The organism is Sphingomonas citri (genome assembly GCF_019429485.1).
Classification (GTDB): domain Bacteria; phylum Pseudomonadota; class Alphaproteobacteria; order Sphingomonadales; family Sphingomonadaceae; genus Sphingomonas; species Sphingomonas citri.
This window is the reverse complement of the sequence record NZ_JAHXZN010000003.1, coordinates 343,891-360,687: the sequence shown is the minus strand read 5'-3', so window position 1 is coordinate 360,687 and position 16,797 is coordinate 343,891. Positions and strand designations below refer to the sequence as shown.

At 73.0% G+C, this 16,797-nt stretch carries 14 protein-coding genes and 1 tRNA gene; 6 read left to right on the top strand and 9 right to left on the bottom strand.

What is annotated here, in order from left to right; genetic code table 11:
• Positions 1-461: 461 nt before the first annotated feature.
• Positions 462-1,085, top strand: a complete 624-nt coding sequence (locus KZ820_RS12075; RefSeq protein WP_219748853.1) for a phosphatase PAP2 family protein — start codon at positions 462-464, stop codon at positions 1,083-1,085.
• A 210-nt stretch (positions 1,086-1,295) separates the two neighbouring features.
• Here KZ820_RS12075 and KZ820_RS12070 read toward each other — a convergent pair whose 3' ends face one another.
• Positions 1,296-1,946 (bottom strand): uracil-DNA glycosylase, encoded by a 651-nt coding sequence (locus KZ820_RS12070; protein WP_219748852.1) that lies wholly within the window; start codon positions 1,944-1,946, stop codon positions 1,296-1,298.
• A 23-nt stretch (positions 1,947-1,969) separates the two neighbouring features.
• Between KZ820_RS12070 and folK the strand changes: the two genes are divergently transcribed.
• Together folK and KZ820_RS12060 are read left to right on the top strand one after the other, a co-directional pair.
• Positions 1,970-2,470, top strand: coding sequence for a 2-amino-4-hydroxy-6-hydroxymethyldihydropteridine diphosphokinase (folK, locus tag KZ820_RS12065; protein WP_219748851.1), 501 nt, complete (start codon positions 1,970-1,972; stop codon positions 2,468-2,470).
• Positions 2,471-2,546, top strand: a tRNA-Lys gene (locus KZ820_RS12060).
• Positions 2,547-2,640: 94 nt separating this feature from the next.
• On the opposite strand, the gene KZ820_RS12055 is transcribed toward KZ820_RS12060, so the two are convergent.
• From KZ820_RS12055 to KZ820_RS12045, 3 genes are all read right to left on the bottom strand, one after another.
• Positions 2,641-3,663, bottom strand: a complete 1,023-nt coding sequence (locus tag KZ820_RS12055) for an alpha/beta fold hydrolase (protein WP_219748850.1) — start codon at positions 3,661-3,663, stop codon at positions 2,641-2,643.
• Between the two features lie 221 nt (positions 3,664-3,884).
• Positions 3,885-4,175 carry a hypothetical protein gene (locus KZ820_RS12050; protein ID WP_219748849.1) on the bottom strand — a complete coding sequence of 97 codons (291 nt, stop codon included), beginning with the start codon at positions 4,173-4,175 and terminating at the stop codon, positions 3,885-3,887.
• On the bottom strand, positions 4,172-5,956 hold the full coding sequence (locus KZ820_RS12045; protein WP_219748848.1) for a YbhB/YbcL family Raf kinase inhibitor-like protein: 1,785 nt from the start codon (positions 5,954-5,956) through the stop codon (positions 4,172-4,174). The genes KZ820_RS12050 and KZ820_RS12045 overlap by 4 nt, the downstream gene beginning before the upstream one ends.
• 138 nt (positions 5,957-6,094) lie before the next feature.
• On the opposite strand from KZ820_RS12045, the gene KZ820_RS12040 reads away from it, so the two are divergent.
• Positions 6,095-6,475, top strand: coding sequence for a hypothetical protein (locus KZ820_RS12040; RefSeq protein WP_219748847.1), 381 nt, complete (start codon positions 6,095-6,097; stop codon positions 6,473-6,475).
• A gap of 100 nt (positions 6,476-6,575) precedes the next feature.
• Entirely contained in the window at positions 6,576-7,475 is a 900-nt protein-coding gene (locus tag KZ820_RS12035; RefSeq protein ID WP_219748846.1) for a Gfo/Idh/MocA family protein, read from the top strand.
• Positions 7,476-7,724: 249 nt separating this feature from the next.
• Here the strand turns inward: KZ820_RS12035 and KZ820_RS12030 are convergent, their stop codons facing one another.
• The 3 genes from KZ820_RS12030 to KZ820_RS12020 all read right to left on the bottom strand — a co-directional run bounded on the left by KZ820_RS12030 (position 7,725) and on the right by KZ820_RS12020 (position 10,113).
• Entirely contained in the window at positions 7,725-8,222 is a 498-nt protein-coding gene (locus KZ820_RS12030) for a glycine zipper 2TM domain-containing protein (RefSeq protein ID WP_219748845.1), read from the bottom strand.
• 230 nt (positions 8,223-8,452) lie between these two features.
• A complete protein-coding gene (locus KZ820_RS12025; protein ID WP_219748844.1) occupies positions 8,453-8,941 on the bottom strand; it encodes a hypothetical protein in 489 nt (162 codons plus the stop codon).
• A gap of 110 nt (positions 8,942-9,051) precedes the next feature.
• On the bottom strand, positions 9,052-10,113 hold the full coding sequence (locus KZ820_RS12020; protein ID WP_219748843.1) for a glycoside hydrolase family 26 protein: 1,062 nt from the start codon (positions 10,111-10,113) through the stop codon (positions 9,052-9,054).
• Between the two features lie 111 nt (positions 10,114-10,224).
• Between KZ820_RS12020 and KZ820_RS12015 the strand changes: the two genes are divergently transcribed.
• Positions 10,225-10,371 (top strand): DUF2256 domain-containing protein, encoded by a 147-nt coding sequence (locus KZ820_RS12015; RefSeq protein WP_219748842.1) that lies wholly within the window; start codon positions 10,225-10,227, stop codon positions 10,369-10,371.
• 184 nt (positions 10,372-10,555) lie between these two features.
• Here the strand turns inward: KZ820_RS12015 and KZ820_RS12010 are convergent, their stop codons facing one another.
• Positions 10,556-13,834 carry an autotransporter domain-containing protein gene (locus tag KZ820_RS12010; protein WP_219748841.1) on the bottom strand — a complete coding sequence of 1,093 codons (3,279 nt, stop codon included), beginning with the start codon at positions 13,832-13,834 and terminating at the stop codon, positions 10,556-10,558.
• Between the two features lie 106 nt (positions 13,835-13,940).
• Positions 13,941-16,634: a methionine synthase gene (gene metH, locus KZ820_RS12005; RefSeq protein ID WP_219748840.1), complete on the bottom strand. Its 2,694-nt coding sequence runs from the start codon at positions 16,632-16,634 to the stop codon at positions 13,941-13,943.
• Between the last annotated feature and the right edge of the window lie 163 nt (positions 16,635-16,797).

Sequence of the window (16,797 nt, the reverse complement as noted above, 5' to 3'; positions counted from 1 at the left end):
TCGAGCGGCTCGCTCCATTATGAATGGGATCGTCGCCGCGAGGCGATACTGGGCCGTGCGGAACTCCCTTGGTTCACCACGACGCACGGCCCTTTACCGCCGCGCTGTAGCGCGCGCGTGAGGGCAGGCCCCTCGTTCGCCATCTGCCGCCATCCCGAACCCGTTCGAGGATACACCGGTGCGGACCCACAAGGGGCGGGCCTGCACCTGCGGTGTTCCGCGGCCCTCGCGCCACCTCGAAGTTCGCGTCGCGCCGGTGACGACGGGCAGGACGCGCCGCCTCCGCGACGATGAGCATCACGGACATGGGCCTACCGGCCGCGGGTGCCGCGCCGATGCGGACGCGGCACCACGGATCCCGAGACGTTTGCAAGATAACGCCGGTAGGGCGGGGCCGGGCCGCAACCCCTGCCCTCGCGCGACCGTTGGCGCCCGCGACACACAGGAGCGGGAACGGCGTGATGGGCAAGAAGAAGGCGGTCAAGAAGGCGGCGAAGCGCGAGCATGACGCACTCGCCCCGGCGCGCGCGCTCGCCGGCAGCGACGCGGTGCGCGCGCTCACCCCGCTCGCCAAGGCGACCGACGAGCCGCCGCTGCTCGCACTCGGGCTCGGCACGCTCGCGCTCGGGGCGGTGCTGCGCCGGCCGGCGATCGCGCGCAGCGGCGCGCGGATGGTCACCAGCCACCTGCTCGCCACCGGTCTCAAGACGGTGATGAAGGCGAGCGTCGACCGCGTCCGCCCCAACGAAGCGGGCGATCGGCCGACGGTGGAGAAAGGCCATGGCACCGACGACACGACGCGCAACGCCTTCCCGTCCGGTCACACCGCCGGCGCGGTGGCGATCGCCGAGGCGGTGCGCCACGAATTGCCCGGCGCGGCCGTGCCGGCGCGGCTCGCCGCGGGGGCGGCGGGCGCGCTCCAGGTGACGCGCGGCGCGCATTACGTCAGCGACGTCGTCGCGGGCGCGGCGATCGGCTGGCTCTCCGAACGGCTGGCGAGCTGGGCGATGGCGGCGGCGGGCGGCGCGGTCGAACGCCGGGTCGAGGCGCGCGCCGAGGCCGAGACGGAGGCGCACCCGAGCTGAGCGGCGTCGGTGCTGCCGCGCGCGCGGGAGGTAGCTGTGACATCGAGTGGAGACGTCTTCCCGGGTAGCGCCCGGCAAGAGGAAGCCATGTCGCTGAGTTCGGCCGTTTGCCGGAGGATGAAGGAAGCGCTCGCCACTCACGACTGCTCTGCTCGGGCCTGGGTTCCCGCGTCCGCGACACCACGGCCCGCCCTCGCGACGGGCCTCCCCTCAGCCCTCGCGTAGCGCGACCGCGCGCGCGAACACCGCCTCGAGCATCGCCGGGGTCAGCCGCCCGGTCTGCTGGTTGTAGCGCGAGCAGTGGTAGCTATCGATCACCACGCGCCCGTCGGGCAGGCGGTGCTCGGCGCCGTGTGCGAAGCGTGCCTTCGGCAGCCGCCCACCGAGCGCCTTGATCGTCGACTGGTGCGCCAGCTGCCCCAGCGCGACGTACACGCGCACCGCGGGCAGCGCCGCCGCCCCCGCGGCGAGGAAGGGGCGGCACGCGCGCGCCTCCTCGGGCGTCGGCTTGTTCTCGGGCGGCAGGCAGCGCACCGCGTTGAGGATCAGCGCGCCCGCCAGCGTCGGCGCGCCGCCGTCCGGATCGGGGCTCGCCAGGCCGAGGCGCGCCAGCGTCGCGAAGAGCAGCGCGCCCGCGGCGTCGCCGGTGAAGGCGAGACCGGTGCGGTTGGCGCCGGTGCGGCCGGGCGCGAGCCCGACGATCACCAGCCACGCCGCCGCTTCGCCCAGTGCGGGCACGGGTGCGTTCCACCAGTCGGGCTGCTCGACGCGCAGCCGCTCGCGCAGCGCCACGAGGCGCGGGCAGCGCGGGCAGTCGCGCGGCGGCTCGGTCGCGGCGAGCGGAGAGGGTGCCAAGTCCATCGCGGTGCGATAGGCGCAGCGGCATGGAGCGGACAAGCGACGCGCAGCGCTATCTCATCGGCGTCGGCAGCAACCGGCGCGGTCGTCACGGCGCGCCGCGCGCGGAAGTGGCGGCGGCGCTGGCGCTGCTCGGCGGCACCGCGGCGCCGATTTGTGCCAGCGCGCCGCTCGGCCCGTCGAGCCGCACCTTCGCCAACAGTGCGGCGCTGATCGCGAGCGACGAGGCACCCGAGGCGCTGCTGGCGCGGCTCAAGGCGATCGAGCGCGCGTTCGGGCGGCGCCGCGGCCGGCGCTGGGGCGCGCGCGTGATCGACCTCGACGTGATCCTGTGGTCGGGCGGGCGGTGGCGCTCGCCGCGGCTGACGATCCCGCACCCCGCCTATCGCGCGCGTGCTTTCGTGCTGGCGCCCGCCGCCGCGCTGGCACCGCGCTGGCGCGACCCGGCGAGCGGGCGGACGCTGCGCCAGCTCCATGCCCGGTTGACCAAGCCGCGCGCGGTGCCTAGGCCGGCGCGCACCGCGTGAGGGTCCGTAGCTCAGTCGGTAGAGCAAGCGACTTTTAATCGAGAGGTCCCGGGTTCGAGCCCCGGCGGACCCACCACGCGGCACTCCCTTTTCGTCCCCCGCCGCTCGCCGTGTCGCGGTCTGGCACGCCGGCGGCGACAGCGTCGCGGCGCCACGCCGGCGCCGCCCGCTCAGCGCTCGATCGGCGCGATCGCGTCCCGCAATGCCGCCCCGAAGGCGTCCGGATCCTCCACCTGCGGCGCATGGCCGAGCGCGTCGAGCCGCACCAGCCGCGCGCCCGGGATGCGCGCCACCGCCTGCTCCGCCGCCTGCGGCACCGTGCGCACCGCGGCGCGTCGCTCGGGCGGCGCCGAGCCAGCGCGGAAGGCGGTGCGGTCGCGCTGCCCGATCAGCAGCACGGTCGGGACCGTCAGCCGCGGCAGCTCGGCGGCGACCGGCTGGGTCTGGATCATGTCGGACAGGCGCGCCTGCGCGTCGCGCACCCGGTCGCCGTCGGCGCCGGCATATTGCCCCGCCAGCATCGCCACCCAGCGATCGTAGCCGGGGCGCCAGTCGCCGTGATAATAGTTGCGGAGCTGATAGGCCTTGATCGTCGCCGCGCTGGTCTTCGCTTCCTCCGCGCGCAGCGCACCGAGGTCGGTGTAGGGCACGCTCTCGGCGAGCGTGTCGTTGAGCCCGAGCGGGTTCACCAGCACCAGCCGCTCGACCCGGTCGGGATAGAGCAACGCGAAGCGCACGGCGAGCACGCCGCCGGTGGAATGGCCGACGAGCACGACCCGCCCCGCGCCCGCGCGCTCCAGCAGCCCATGCGTCAGCGCCGCCATGGTATGGAAGCTATACTGATAGCCCGCTGGCTTGGAGGACTTGCAGAAGCCGATCTGGTCGGGCGCGATCACGCGATAGCCCGCCGCGGCGAGGCGTCGCGCGGTGTCGTACCAGGTGGCGGCGCAGAAGTTCTTGCCGTGGAGCAGCACCACCGTGCGGCCGTTGGGCGCGGCGGACGGCGGCACGTCGAGATAGGCCATCCGCACGCGCGCGCCCTGCGACTCGGCGGCGAACCAGTGCACCGGCGCGGGATAGGCGAAGCGCTCGAGGTCGGCGCCGAGCGCGACGTCGCGCGCGGACGCGGTCGCGGGGAGGACCGCGGCGGCGGGAGCGAGGCAGAGCGCGGCGGCGAGGGGGAGGCGGGGCATGCCGAGTGAACCGCCGGGCGCGGCGGGATATCCGCTGGTGCTAGCTTGTACCGATAATCAAGAGGCTTACGATCCTCCCCTGCAAGGGGAGGTGGCAGCGCGCAGCGCTGACGGAGGGGTGACGCGCGGCGTGAGGGGGCGCGACGTCGCCGACGTGGACACCCCTTCGTCAGGCCTACGGCCTGCCACCTCCCCTTGCAGGGGAGGATCGGTCGAATGGCCTACCTCTCGCCTAGCAGCGCCGCGGTGATCGCGCGCGCCTCGGCGTCGGTCGGCCCCGCGGCGACGGGGCGGCGAGCGCGGCGGTACCAATAGCCCGCGTTGGCGTCGTCGCCCTCGACGCGGTGGAGCCAGGCGTGGACCCAGGCACCCGCGGCGCTCGGATCGTCCTGCGCGATCGCGTGCGCCGCGTCCCACTCGCCGCGCGCGCCGTGCCACAACGCGCGGAGGAGACCGCCCGCGGCGGGGGGCTGATCGTCGCGCAGGAGCGCGCGCGCGGCGTCCTCGGTCATCGCGCCGCCGCCTCGGCGTAGCGCCCCACCGTCTCGCCGCGCGCGAGCACGTGCCCGGCCGCCGCGGCGAGCAGCTGGTCGCGCGTCGCGCCGAGCGGCAGGTCGAGCGCGCGGTCGAGCGCCAGCACCTGGAAGTGGTAGGGGTGCGGTCGATCCCCCTTCGGCGGGCGCGGGCCGTACCAGCCGACCGTGCCGCGCGTCGTCGCGCCCTGCATCATGCCCTCCAGCGCGCCGCCGCTGAGCCGATCGCGCTCCTGCAGCCCCGCGGGCAGCGCGCGCGTGCCCGCCGGGATGTTCCACGCCAGCCAGTGCACCACCGGCTTGGCCGAGCCGTCGGGATCCTCGACCAGGATCGCGTAGCTCGCCGCGCCGGGCACCGCGCCCCAGCGCAGCGCGGGCGAGATGCCGAGGCCGTACTCGCTGTGCTCGCGCGGGATCATGCCCTGGTCGGCGAAGGCGTCGGCGGTCACCTTGAAGGTCGCGCCGCGCGCCGCGGTCTCGGGCCGCGCCAGCGCGAGCGGCACGTCGGTGCCGCGCGCCGCCTGCTCGCGCATCGGCCCCGCCGGCGGCGCCAGCGGCGCGGCCTGCCCCGCCGCGCCGTCGTAGCTGATGCGGTAGAGGATGCCGTTGGCGTCGTCGGAGAGCAGCAGCGAGCCGTCGCGCAGCACCGCCACGCCGCACGGGCGGCCATATTGGCTGGTGCCGTCGCGGCTCATGAAGCCGCTGACGAAGCTCTCCACGCGCGTCGGGCGCCCGGCGGCGTCGAAGCGCACGCGGGCGAGCTCGTAGCCCGAGGCGGGTTTGCGGTTCCAGCTGCCGCGCAGCGCGACGAAGGCGTCGCCGGCGGCGTCGGGGCCGAAGCCGCCGCCCGGGTGGAAGGCCCATTGCATCCCGGCCGAGTGCGCGACGTGCATCAGCGTCGGTGCGGTCGAGGCGGCGGCCCAGCGCGCCGCGGTGAGCCCGCCGGGCGGCTCGTCCTGCGGGTTGCGCTTCCCGTCCTCGAACACATAGGGCCAGCCGTAGCGGTGGCCGCGCTCGATCAGGTTGATCTCCTCGCGCTGCATGTCGTTGCCGAGCCAGTCGATCCCCTGGTCCCAGCCCCACAAGGCGCCGGTGCGCGGGTGCCAGCCGAAACCGATCGTGTTGCGCAACCCCGAGGCCCACACCGAGCGGCGCTTGCCGTCGAGGCTGGCGCGCAGCAGCGTCGCATTCTCCTGGCTCGACTCGTCGCACGCGTTACAGGTCGAGCCGACGCTGATGTACAGCATCTCGTCGGGGCCGACCGCGAGCGTGCGGTTGAGGTGCTGCCCGGCGTCGGGCAGGTCGTCGATCAGCGTCTCCACCGCACCGATCCCGCCGTCGGGCCGGAGCGGCGCGCGGAACACCTCGTGCGCGGTCATGAAATAGAGCTGCCCGCCGTGGATCGTCAGCCCGTGCAGTCCCGGCCGGTTGACGATCACGGTCGGCGGGCCGTCGGCGCGACCGTCACCGTCGGCGTCGACCAGGCGGATGATGTCGGCCTCGGAGCGGCGGCTGACGTACACCGAGCCGTCGGGCGCGACCGCGAGCATCCGCGCGTTGCCGAGGTCGCTCGCCCACGTCGCGACGCGATAGCCGCGCGGCACGCGCAGCGCGGCGGCGAAGTCGGCGCCGGGCGTGCGCGGGGTGAGCTCGTAGAAATGCGCGGCGACCGGGCGCTTGTCATCGTCCTCGGGGCTGCTCTGCGCCGCCGCGCTCAGCGGGAGGAACAGGGCATAAGCGAGCAGCGCGGCCTTCATCATCGTCTCCCGGTGGCGACACAGGCATAATGCGTCGCGGCGCCCGCGGCTCCGGCTGATTTAGTTGAAAGACTTGGGTTCTTTTCCGCGCACGCGTCGTTGACGAGCGCCGGACTGACCCGGCGATGAGAAGGAAGCCCCATGGCCGTCAAATTCGCCGGAACGATGAACGCGATCAACCGCGGGCTGGAGAGCACCAAGCCCGCCAAGGGTGCGACGATGGTGGAGGACTGGGAGGCCGCGCTGGCCGAGGTCGACACGCCCGGCGCCAAGGGCATCCTCCGCGACCTCGCCTCGCTGCGCAAGCAGCTGGAGAAGGACGAGCCCGACGCCGACCGCGTGCACGACCTGCTCCACCGCCTCGGCGCCGCGACGACCAAGATCGCGGACAAGGCCGACAAGCAGCAGGACAAGCTCAAGGCGCTCGGCGAGGCGCTGACCGAGGCGGGCGAGGAACAGCCCGACGAGGAGGAGGACACCGCCGCCGCCGCGGCGCCGAAGCGCGCGCGCACCAGGAAGTGAGCCGCGCGGCGGGCGGGAGAAGGACTTTCGCCCGCCCGCACGCGCCATCTGCCGCTCGCGCCGGTCGCTTGCTACGGCACGGTCGCGACCGGCGGAGACGATGATGCGCGTGCTGATGGTGGGACTGGGCGACATCGCCCGCAAGGCGTACCTGCCCGTGCTGGCGGCACGCGGCGACATCGAGCTGCACGTCGCCACGCGCGATCCCGCGGTGCGCGACCAGGTCGCGCGCCAGCACCGTCTGCCGCATCACCACGCCAGCCTCGACGCGGCGCTCGCCGCCACGCGCTTCGACGCCGCCTTCGTCCACGCCGCCACGCCCGCGCACCCGGAACTGGTGGCGGCGCTGCTCGATCGCGGCGTCGCCACCTTCGTCGACAAGCCGCTCGCCGACACGCTCGCCGCGGCGGAGGCGCTGGTGGACCGGGCGCGCCGCCGCGACACGCCGCTCGTGCTCGGCTTCAATCGCCGCTTCGCCCCCGATTACGCCGCGCTGCGCGGCCGCGGCACGCTGATCACGCTGGAGAAGCACCGCCATCGCCAGCCCGATCACGCGCGGCGGGTGGTGTTCGACGACTTCATCCACGTCGTCGACACGCTGCTCTTCCTCGTGCCCGGCGCGGTGCGGCGGCACGCGATCGAGACGCAGGTGGCGGACGGGCTGCTCCACGCGGTCACGCTCACGCTGGCGGGCGACGGCTTCGGCGCGATCGGCCTGATGCACCGTGACAGCGGGCTCGACGAGGAGCGGCTCGACGTGATCGGCGCGGGCGAGCGCCACGTTGTGCTCGACCTCGCCGAGCGGATCGACACGGCCGGGACGCAGCAGCGACGGCGGCGCGGCGACTGGACCGCGGTGGCGCGTCAGCGCGGCTTCGAGGCGATGTGCGACGCCTTCCTCACCGCCGCGCGCGAGCGCCGCCCGGTCGACGCCGACGCGATCCTGCGGACGCACGCGCTGTGCGAGGAGATCGTGCGCCACGCCGAGGCGGCGGGGTGAGCTGGTGGCAAGGTACCTCCGGCCGTCTCCGCGAAAGCGAGCGGAACACCTTCCCTGCCGCCCTTCATCTTGCGTCTTCCCGGACGTGGTCCGGGATCCAGCCTTCCGCGTGAGCAACGCCTGACAGGTACGCGGACCCGTGGATCCCGGACCCCGTCCGGGATGACGGTAGGGCTAGTAGAGGGGGCTCGCATCGGCCGAAGGAGAAAGGCAGCGGGGCGGTGCACCCCGCTCCTCCCCTTCCCCGCCTCACCGCCGGCAGTAGTCGCCGTTGTCGGCGCGCTCCACCGCATTGCCCGCGAGCGCGCCCGCGCCGGCGCCGAGCACCGTGCCCAGCGTACGGTCGCCGCCGCGGTCGATCGTGCGGCCGAGCAGCCCGCCCGCGATCGCGCCGACGATCGAGCCGGTGGTGCCGCTCTGGCATCGTCCGCCGTAGCGATAGCGGCGGTCGTCGTAGCGGCCGCGGTCGTCGTAGACGCGACGCTCGTAGCGCTCATAGCCGCGGTCGCGGTCGTCGTAGCCATAGGCGGGCTCGCGGTTCCAGCCGTCGCGGTAGGCGCGGCGATAGGCGCGCGCATGGTCGCGGTAGCCGTCGTCGTCGTAGCGGCGCTGGTCGTCGTCGCGCGTGTCATAGTCGCGCTCGTAGACCTCGCGCTCGTGGTAGCGCTGTGCCTGCGCCGCCACCGGGGTGAGCGCCGCCACCGCCAGCGCGACCGATCCCATGGCGACCGAGAATTTCCCCAGCATCACTCCAGCTCCTGTCCCTCACCCCGCCGTGCCCCGATGGGCCGCGACGAGGATCGTGATAGAAGCCGGCGCTTGAGCGCGGGCTGAATGCGCGCGTTAGCCGCGGTTCAGCCGCGCCCACGCGCGTCGCGCGGGTTCAGCCCGCAAGTCACTGACGGCGCGCGCGACCTTCGCCGGGACCGCGACGCGGGGCGACGTCGCACCGCCGGCACACTGGCCCGAAAGGGTGATCAGAGCCCGACGCGTAGCCCGAGCGCGTAATAACCGTCGCCGACGTTGCCCTTGAGCTTCACCAGCGGCGCGAGCGTGAACGCCACCGTGCCGTACGGCGTGGTGTCCGCCTCGCTCACGCGCAGCCCCGCGCCCAGCGTCGCGACCAACGGGACGGCATAGGTGGCCTCGAGCTTGGCATAGGGCTTCACCACCGTGTTGTCGCAACGGTCGTCGTCGGCGTAGCGCCCGGTCGCGCTGTCACGGCAGCGCGCGTTGCCGCCGTTGTCGTCGCGGACGTAGCGGTCCGTGTCGCCGGCGTAGAGGAAGGCGCCGACCATCGGCGTGAGCTTGAAGCCGGCCATCCCCAGGCCATAGCCGACGCCGAGCTCGCCGCCCCAATGGTCCTCGGCGCGCGCGCCATTGGCCTCGGCGGTGAGCTGCGCCGCCGCCGGGGCGGAGAGGCACGTGAGCGCGGCGGCGAGTGCCGCGAGACGATATGAACGCATGGATCCCCCTTGCTCCCAGAAAGGGAGCGGCGCGCGCTTAGCCGCGGCGCCGCCCCGAGCGCAACCGGCCCGGCGAAAGGATCAACGTTTTTCCAACCGCTTGCTCGCCGTCACCGCGCGCCCAGCACGCGATAGGCGCTGGCCACCGCGGGATATTGGCCCTCGCTCAGCTTGCCCGCATAGGCCGCGTTCGAGTTCCAGTAGGACGCGTAGACCACCTGGTGCGCGGCGAACCAGGCGAGCGCGAGCGTGACGTAGGGCGCGTCCGAATCGCGGCTGACGCCCCATTCGGCGTAGGCTGTCGGCTTGCCGTGGCGCGCCGCGAAGTCCTGGTGCCAGGCCAGGCCGTAGCGCTCCGACACCTTGTAGTTGAAGGCGGCGACCGGGTCGGCCGGGTCCCACTCGTGATTGTAGTAGAAGTCCATGCCGATCAGGTCGACGACGTCGTCGCCGGGATAGCTGTCCTCGGGGTTGGTGCCGAAGTCGCCGACGTTGGGGGTCCATTCGAAGCGGAAGCGGTCCGACACCGCGCGGAAGCTGGCGACGAAGCGGCGATAGGCGGCGCGATAGTCGGCCTCCTTGCCCTTGGCCGCCCAGGGTTGCCAGTCGCCGTTGAACTCCCAGCCGGTGCGCACCGCGATGGTCGAGTCGCCCGGGCTGGCGGCGAGCAAGGTCGCCGCGGCGCCGCGCCAGCGCGAGTCATAGTCGCCCGCCGCCGCGGCGGCGAGCGTACCGCCCTCGGCGAACAGCGGGATCGACCAGTAACGCGTCCGCGCGACCCCTTTCCAGCGGTCGGCGAGCCAGCCGATCGAGTCGGACCAGTCGGCCCAGCCGTTGCGCCCGCTGAACAATTGCACGCCGTCGGTCGGCCGGCCGAGCCACGCCTCATAGGCGGCGAGGTCGGGCACGTCGTTGCCGACATAGACCACCGACTGGAAGCTGGGCGCCGCCGCGGGCGGGATCGCGACCGTCGCCGGCGTGGGGGTCGGCGCGGGAGCGGGCGTCGGCGTCTGGGTCGCCGTCGGCGACGGCGTCGGCGCGGGGGTGGCGACCGGCGCGGCGGAGGGCACGACCGTCACCGCGCTGGCGGCGCCGGTCTGGCCACTGCCGCCGCCGCAGCCGGCGAGCAGGAACACCGCGGCGAGCGGCGCGAGGGAACGGATCTGGGTCATGGCGGCGCGCGATCACTCTCGGGAAGCGGTGCGCCGGCTGGTAAAGGAGCGAAGTTGTCATCCGGTTAGCACCGCCGCGGAGCGCCGCGCGCGCTCGCGTGTTGGTGCCGCATGGCGCATCGCAAACCGCACCTGCCCGAGAAGATCTGCGCGAGCTGCCACCGCCCGTTCGCGTGGCGCAAGAAATGGGCGCGCGACTGGGAGCAGGTGCGCTACTGCTCCGACCGCTGCCGCGGGGTGGGTACGCGCGAGGCGTGAGCCGCGCGGAGCGGCCGCGTGGCGCCGACGGGTCTGACGATCGCCGCCGCGGCGCGCCGCGGCCGCTTCATCGACGCTGAGGCGTGCTCCGGTGGACGCCGAAGCCCGGCGCCGCGGTAACGGCGTTCGAGGCGTTGGGCTCCCGCATGCGCGGAAGCAGGTCTCGACTCGGATGGACAGGATTCTAGAAACGCACCCGTACCGAGGCGCGGTACGCCTGATCGCGCACGTCCTGCCGCCGAAGCGTGGTATCGGCGCCGAGCGTCAGCGTCGCATGCCCGGTATCGAGCGCGATGCCTGCGCCGAGTTCGCCCCAGTCGCGGTCGCGCCCGGGCAGCGCGAAGGCGACGTCGGTGTCCGGCACCGCGGCGAACGAGGCGCCGAGCAGCGGCGACGGATCGCGGAAGTCGTGCACCACATAGACCGACGCCCACGGCCGCACCGTGCCCCCGCCGGACAGCGCCACGCCGGCGCGTCCCTGCACGCTGGCGTAGCGACGGCGATCGAGCCGCAGCGCCGCGGCGCCGCCGGTCTCGCTCACCGGCCCCAGATCGAGCGCACTCGCGCGCAGCGCCACGCGCGGCCCGACCCGCAGCCTTCCCACCGCGCCGTCGTGCCCGGCACCGACCTCCGCACCATAAGCGAGCGCGTGATCGCGGCTGCGCAGCGTGGTGGCGCTGCCGATCAGGTCGGCGGTGCGTCGGGTGGCATGGCGCCACAGCCCGGCGCTCTCCTGCGTGTCGAGGTACAATCCGTTGGCGGCGGCGAGCTTGCCGTAGAGCGTGCCCTGGTACAGCTCGCCCTCGGCGCTCTGCCCCGCCACCGCGGTGCTGCCGGTCACGCGGGTGAACGAGAGGCCCAGCCCGACCAGCGCACGATCGTCGACCGCGCTCTCCAGCCCGCCGGCGAGATACCAGCCCGACAGCGGATCGCGGCCGCGCGGCGCGAGCGCGGTGCGGGTCGCGGCGGCGCTGCCGTCGAGATAGCCCCCCGCGAGATAGGCCGCGACGCTGTCGGGCAGGCGCGTCGGCGCCGCGACGGTGGCGGCGGTGTCGCTCGCGATCGGCGGCTGGCCCGGTAGGCGCGCCGCCTCGGCCGCGGCGAGCTGGATCGGCTCGCCCGCGAGCGTCAGCTGCCCCGCGCCCGCCGCCCCGCGCCGCGGGTCGGCGGCGGCGAGCCTGGCGCGATAGAAGCGCGCCATCGTGTCGAGCGCGAGCGCGCCAAGCGCGCGGTCGAGGCCCTCGGCGCGCGGCGCCAGCGCCTCCAGCGTGTGCTGGATCGTCGGCGCGTCCTGCAGGTCCAGCACGCCATAGACGCCGGCGAGCGCCGCCGCGTGCGGCCGCGCGCGATCCAGCAGGGTGGCATAACCGCGCTGCGCGCGCGTCGACGCGACCACGTCGGCGTAGCGCCCGGCGTCGACGCGCGCCCGCACGCTCGTGTGGTCGTAGAGCAAGGTCGGCGCGAGGATCGCGCTCAGCCGCGCCGCCGAGTCGAAGCGGGCGGTGAGGCCGTCATCGGCGGTCAGGATCGTGTAGACGTCGCCGGCGCGGACGCGATGCCCCGCCACCGGCGCGAGCGCGACCGTGCCGCCGAGGTTCGCCTTGCCCTCCACCGCGACCCGGTCGGCGGCGCCCGCCGCGCCGACGCCGATCAGCAGCAGGCTCTTCGACGCGAGCACCAGATTGCCGCCGACGTGCAGCGTGCCGATCGTGCCCACCTGCCCCGGCACGATCACGCCGGCCGCGCTGGTGAGATAGGGCGTCTCGATCCGCCCGCTGCCCGAGAGCCGGCCGGCGACGAGCAGATAGTCGCCCGGCGTGGTCAGCGTGCCGTCGACATGGACGAAGCCGGCGAGCTGGTCGACCTCGATCAGGCTGGTGAGATGGCCCTCCGGCGCGACCGACAGCCGCGCCCCGCTGCCCGAGACGGTGACCTTGTCGACCGTGGCGCTGGTGTCGAGCGTGGTGGTGCCGGGGGCGGACAGCGTCACGTCGAAATAGCGCGCGCTGCGGCGGGTGGCCGCATCTGGGTCGACGTTGTCGGGCACGAAGCCGGTCGCCCCGGGCAGGCCGTTGGCGAGCGTCGGGGCGGGGAGCGGGGCGGCTCGGGCGTGCCTTCCCGCGCGGTAGAGCGGATCGCCCGCGACGCCCGCTGCACGATCATGGTCGTAGCGGACGTGCGTGCGCACGTCGTAGCAGCGATCCACGCCGAGCGCGGGCTCCTGATCGCAGATCTGGCCGAACCGATGCGCGTCGGGCGCCACCCCGGCACCCGACGCGTCCGGCAGCGCGTTGACCAGCCCGTCGCCCGCGATCACGCGATACGCGGGATCGACCCGCGTCTGCCAGTGCGCGGGGTCGCTCCACCGCCCGTCGCCCGCCAGCGCGCCGACGTAGCGGTAGGGATTGCTGGCGACGATATAGTCCCAGTAGAGATAGAGCGGCTGATAGAAAGCGAAGGTGCCGTAGCTGCCCGGCGGCATGTCGTCGGGCCAGCGCCCGGCCGAGAGCACGCCGATGACGGTCTTCTCGGCGTAGCGGCGATCGAGGATCAGCGGCCCACCCGAGTCGCCGAACCCGGGCACGCCCTCACCCGGCAGCGCGTCATCGCGGAAGACGTTGATGTCGCCCGTGGCGCGCCGCCGCGGATCGTCGAAGTCGAGGAAGTAGAGGTTCTGGTGCAGGCCCTCGCGCGGCATGCCGAGCTCGGCCTCGACCTCGTCGAGCGAGGTGAGCAGCCCGATCATGTTCTCGGCCGAGCGCCGGCGCAGGTCGAACCCGGCATAACCGCTACCGCCGTCGCCGTGAACGCCATAGCCGGTGACATTCACGTGGTAGCCCGTCCCGGTCGCCGCATCGATCGCGGCGGGCGCGGGCAAGGGCGAGAACAGCAACGTCCGGGTCGGGATGCCCTTCGCGGGCGCGTCGAGCGACCCGATCGCGATGTCCGCCTGCACGTCGGCGAGATCCATCCCCATGCTCACCGCACCGGGATGATAGACGACCTGATTGAGCGAGAAGATCGCGTTGCTCGGGTCGGTCCGGTGCTGCCCCTCACCCGTCGTCACCCATCGGTGAACGCCGGCCTCGTTGTTCGCCTTGAGCGCGAAGGCGACCGGCATCTGCCCCGCGGCGCTGCCATAGCGCCACGCGTCCTGCGGCGTGTCGCCCCCGTCCCCGTTCACGCAGTGCGAGGCGAAGAGGACCGTTCGCGGGTCGATCAGCGTCCCGGTGCAATAGCCGCTGGCCCAGCCGTGATCGATCACGATCTGCCCCACGCCGTTGATGTCGGCCGGATCAACCGCCCCGTCGGGCGTGACGGCATCGACCACGGCGATGTCGGGCGCGCCGCCGAACCGACGCGCCGCCGCCTGGGAACTCACCTGCGCCGTGACCGGCCCCGCGATCAGCGCCGTGCCCAGCAAGAGGAGCGCGCGCCCGCTCCGCGCACCGGCTGCTCGCATCCGTCTTCCTTCCGATGCCCCGTTGTCAGGACGAAGGATAGAAGGAGCGGCGTCGCGCGCCGGGCGGCGCGCCCGTTTACCTACCCGCTATGGGGCGCCCGCGCGCTCAATCCAGGTTCGGCCGCAGCAGCCGTGTCGCCTGCCGCACGTCGACGCCGAGCCGCTGCGCGTAATCCGCCACCTGATCCTCGCCGATCCGCGCCACGCCGAAATATTCCGCCTGGGCGTGGCCGAAATAGAAGCCGCTCACCGCCGCGGTCGGCAGCATGGCGTAGCTCTCGGTCAGCTCGAGCCCGACGTTCTTCTCCGCCTCGAGCAGGTCGAACAACGTGCGCTTGAGGCTGTGCTCGGGGCAGGCGGGATAGCCCGGCGCGGGGCGGATGCCGCGATACTGCTCGCGGATCATCGCCTCGTTGGTGAGCTGCTCGTCGGGGGCATAGCCCCATAGATCGGTGCGCACGTGCGCGTGGAGCCGCTCGGCGAACGCCTCCGCCAGCCGGTCCGCCAGCGCCTTGAGCAGGATGTCGTTATAGTCGTCGTTGTCCTGCTTGTAGCGCGCGAGATGGGGGTCGATGCCGTGGATGCCGACCGCGAAGCCGCCGATCCAGTCGCCCGCGGGGTCGACGAAGTCGGCGAGGCACATGTTCGCCCGCCCCTCGCGCTTGGCGATCTGCTGGCGCAGGAACGGCAGCCGCGTCGAATGCTCGTTGCGACGGTCGAGGTCGGGGGTGTGCATGCCGGCGGGCACGCTGCCGCCGTCGGGCGAGCGCGTGTCGACGCTGTGGCGGTCGTGCACCCACACGTCGTCGTCGTGGCGGTGGCACGGCCACAGCCCCGCGACGCCGCGCGCGGTGAGCCATTTCTCCGCGACGATGCGGTCGAGCATCGCGCGCGCGTCGGCGTAGAGCGAGCGCGCGCTCTCGCCCACCACCGCGTCGTCGAGGATCGCGGGGTAATTGCCCGCCAGTTCCCAGGCGCGGAAGAAGGGCGTCCAGTCGATATAGTCGGCGAGATCGGCGAGGTCCCAGGCGTCGTAGACGTGGACGCCGGGCTTCTTCGCCGGGGGCGCCTTGAGCGCCATGTCCGCCGCGAAGCCGCGCTTGCGCGCTTCCTCCAGCGGCAGCAGCGCGTTGGCGCCCTTGCCCTCGCGCGCGTCGCGCACCGCCTGATATTCCGCCGCGACGCCGGCGACGAAGCCCTCCGCCTGCGTCTCCGACACCAGAGCGGTGGCCACGCCGACCGCGCGGCTGGCGTCGAGCACGTGCACCACCGGGCCGGTGTACGCCGGCGCGATGCGCAGCGCGGTATGCACCTTCGAGGTGGTGGCGCCGCCGATCATCAGCGGCATCGTCATGCCGGCGCGCTGCATCTCCTCCGCCACGGTCACCATCTCGTCGAGCGAGGGGGTGATCAGCCCGGAGAGGCCGATCATGTCGGCGTCCTGCTCGCGCGCGGTCTCGAGGATCTTGGACCAGGGCACCATCACGCCGAGGTCGATCACCTCGAAGCCGTTGCACTGGAGCACGACGCCGACGATGTTCTTGCCGATGTCGTGGACGTCGCCCTTCACCGTGGCGATCACCATCCGGCCCTTGCCGCGCTGCTCGGCGCCGCCCGCGGCCTTCTCCGCCTCGATGTACGGCAGCAGGTGCGCCACCGCCTTCTTCATCACGCGCGCGCTCTTCACCACCTGCGGCAGGAACATCTTGCCCGAGCCGAACAGGTCGCCGACCACGTTCATGCCCTGCATCAGCGGGCCCTCGATCACCTCGATCGGGCGACCGCCGCGCGCGGCGATCTCGGCGCGCGCCTCCTCGGTGTCGTCCACGACGTGCGCGTCGATCCCCTTCACCAGCGCGTGCTCGAGCCGCTTGACCACGTCCCAGCCGCGCCACTCCTGCGCCGCCTTCTCGGCCACCGCGTCGGTGCCGCGGAAGCGCTCGGCCAGCGCGACCAGCCGCTCGCCCGCCTCGGGGTCGCGGTTGAGGATCACGTCCTCGCAGGCGGTGCGCAGCTCGGGGTCGATCGCGTCGTACACGTCGAGCTGGCCGGCGTTGACGATCGCCATGTCCATGCCCGCGGGGATGGCGTGGTACAGGAACACCGAGTGCATCGCGCGGCGCACCGGCTCGTTGCCGCGGAACGAGAAGCTCAGGTTGGAGAGCCCGCCCGAGATATGGACGTGCGGGCAGCGCGCCTTGATCTCGCGACACGCCTCGATGAAGTCGACCGCGTAATTGTTGTGCTCCTCGATCCCCGTGGCGACCGCGAACACGTTGGGATCGAAGATGATGTCCTCGGGCGGAAAACCGATGCCGGTGAGCAGGTCATAGGCACGCGCGCAGATCTCGACCTTGCGCGCCTGGGTGTCGGCCTGACCGACCTCGTCGAATGCCATCACCACCACCGCGGCGCCGTAGTTGCGGCACAGGCGGGCGTGGTGGAGGAACTGGTCCTCGCCCTCCTTCATGCTGATCGAGTTGACGATCGGCTTGCCCGAGACGCACTTGAGCCCGGCCTCGATCACGCTCCACTTCGAGCTGTCGATCATGATCGGCACGCGCGCGATATCGGGCTCGGCGGCGATCAGCTTGAGGAAGGTGGTCATGGCGTGGTGCGCGTCGAGCAGCCCCTCGTCCATGTTGACGTCGACCACCTGCGCGCCGTTCTCGACCTGCTGGCGCGCGACCTCGACCGCGCGCGTATAGTCGCCCGCCATGATCATCTTCTTGAACGCCGCCGAGCCGGTGACGTTGGTGCGCTCGCCGACGTTGACGAAGCGGGTGGAGGATGCGGTCATGTCATTCTCTCTAGCCCCTCTCCCTTTCAGGAGCGGCAGGTTAAAACACGCCCAGCGTGTTTTTGGTTAGGCCGGGGGCCTAACCACCCTGCCGCTGGATTGGGGTGGGGCGGTTCTTCGGGCGCGCCGGTCTCGGTGAGACGCCGACGCCCCACCCCGGCCC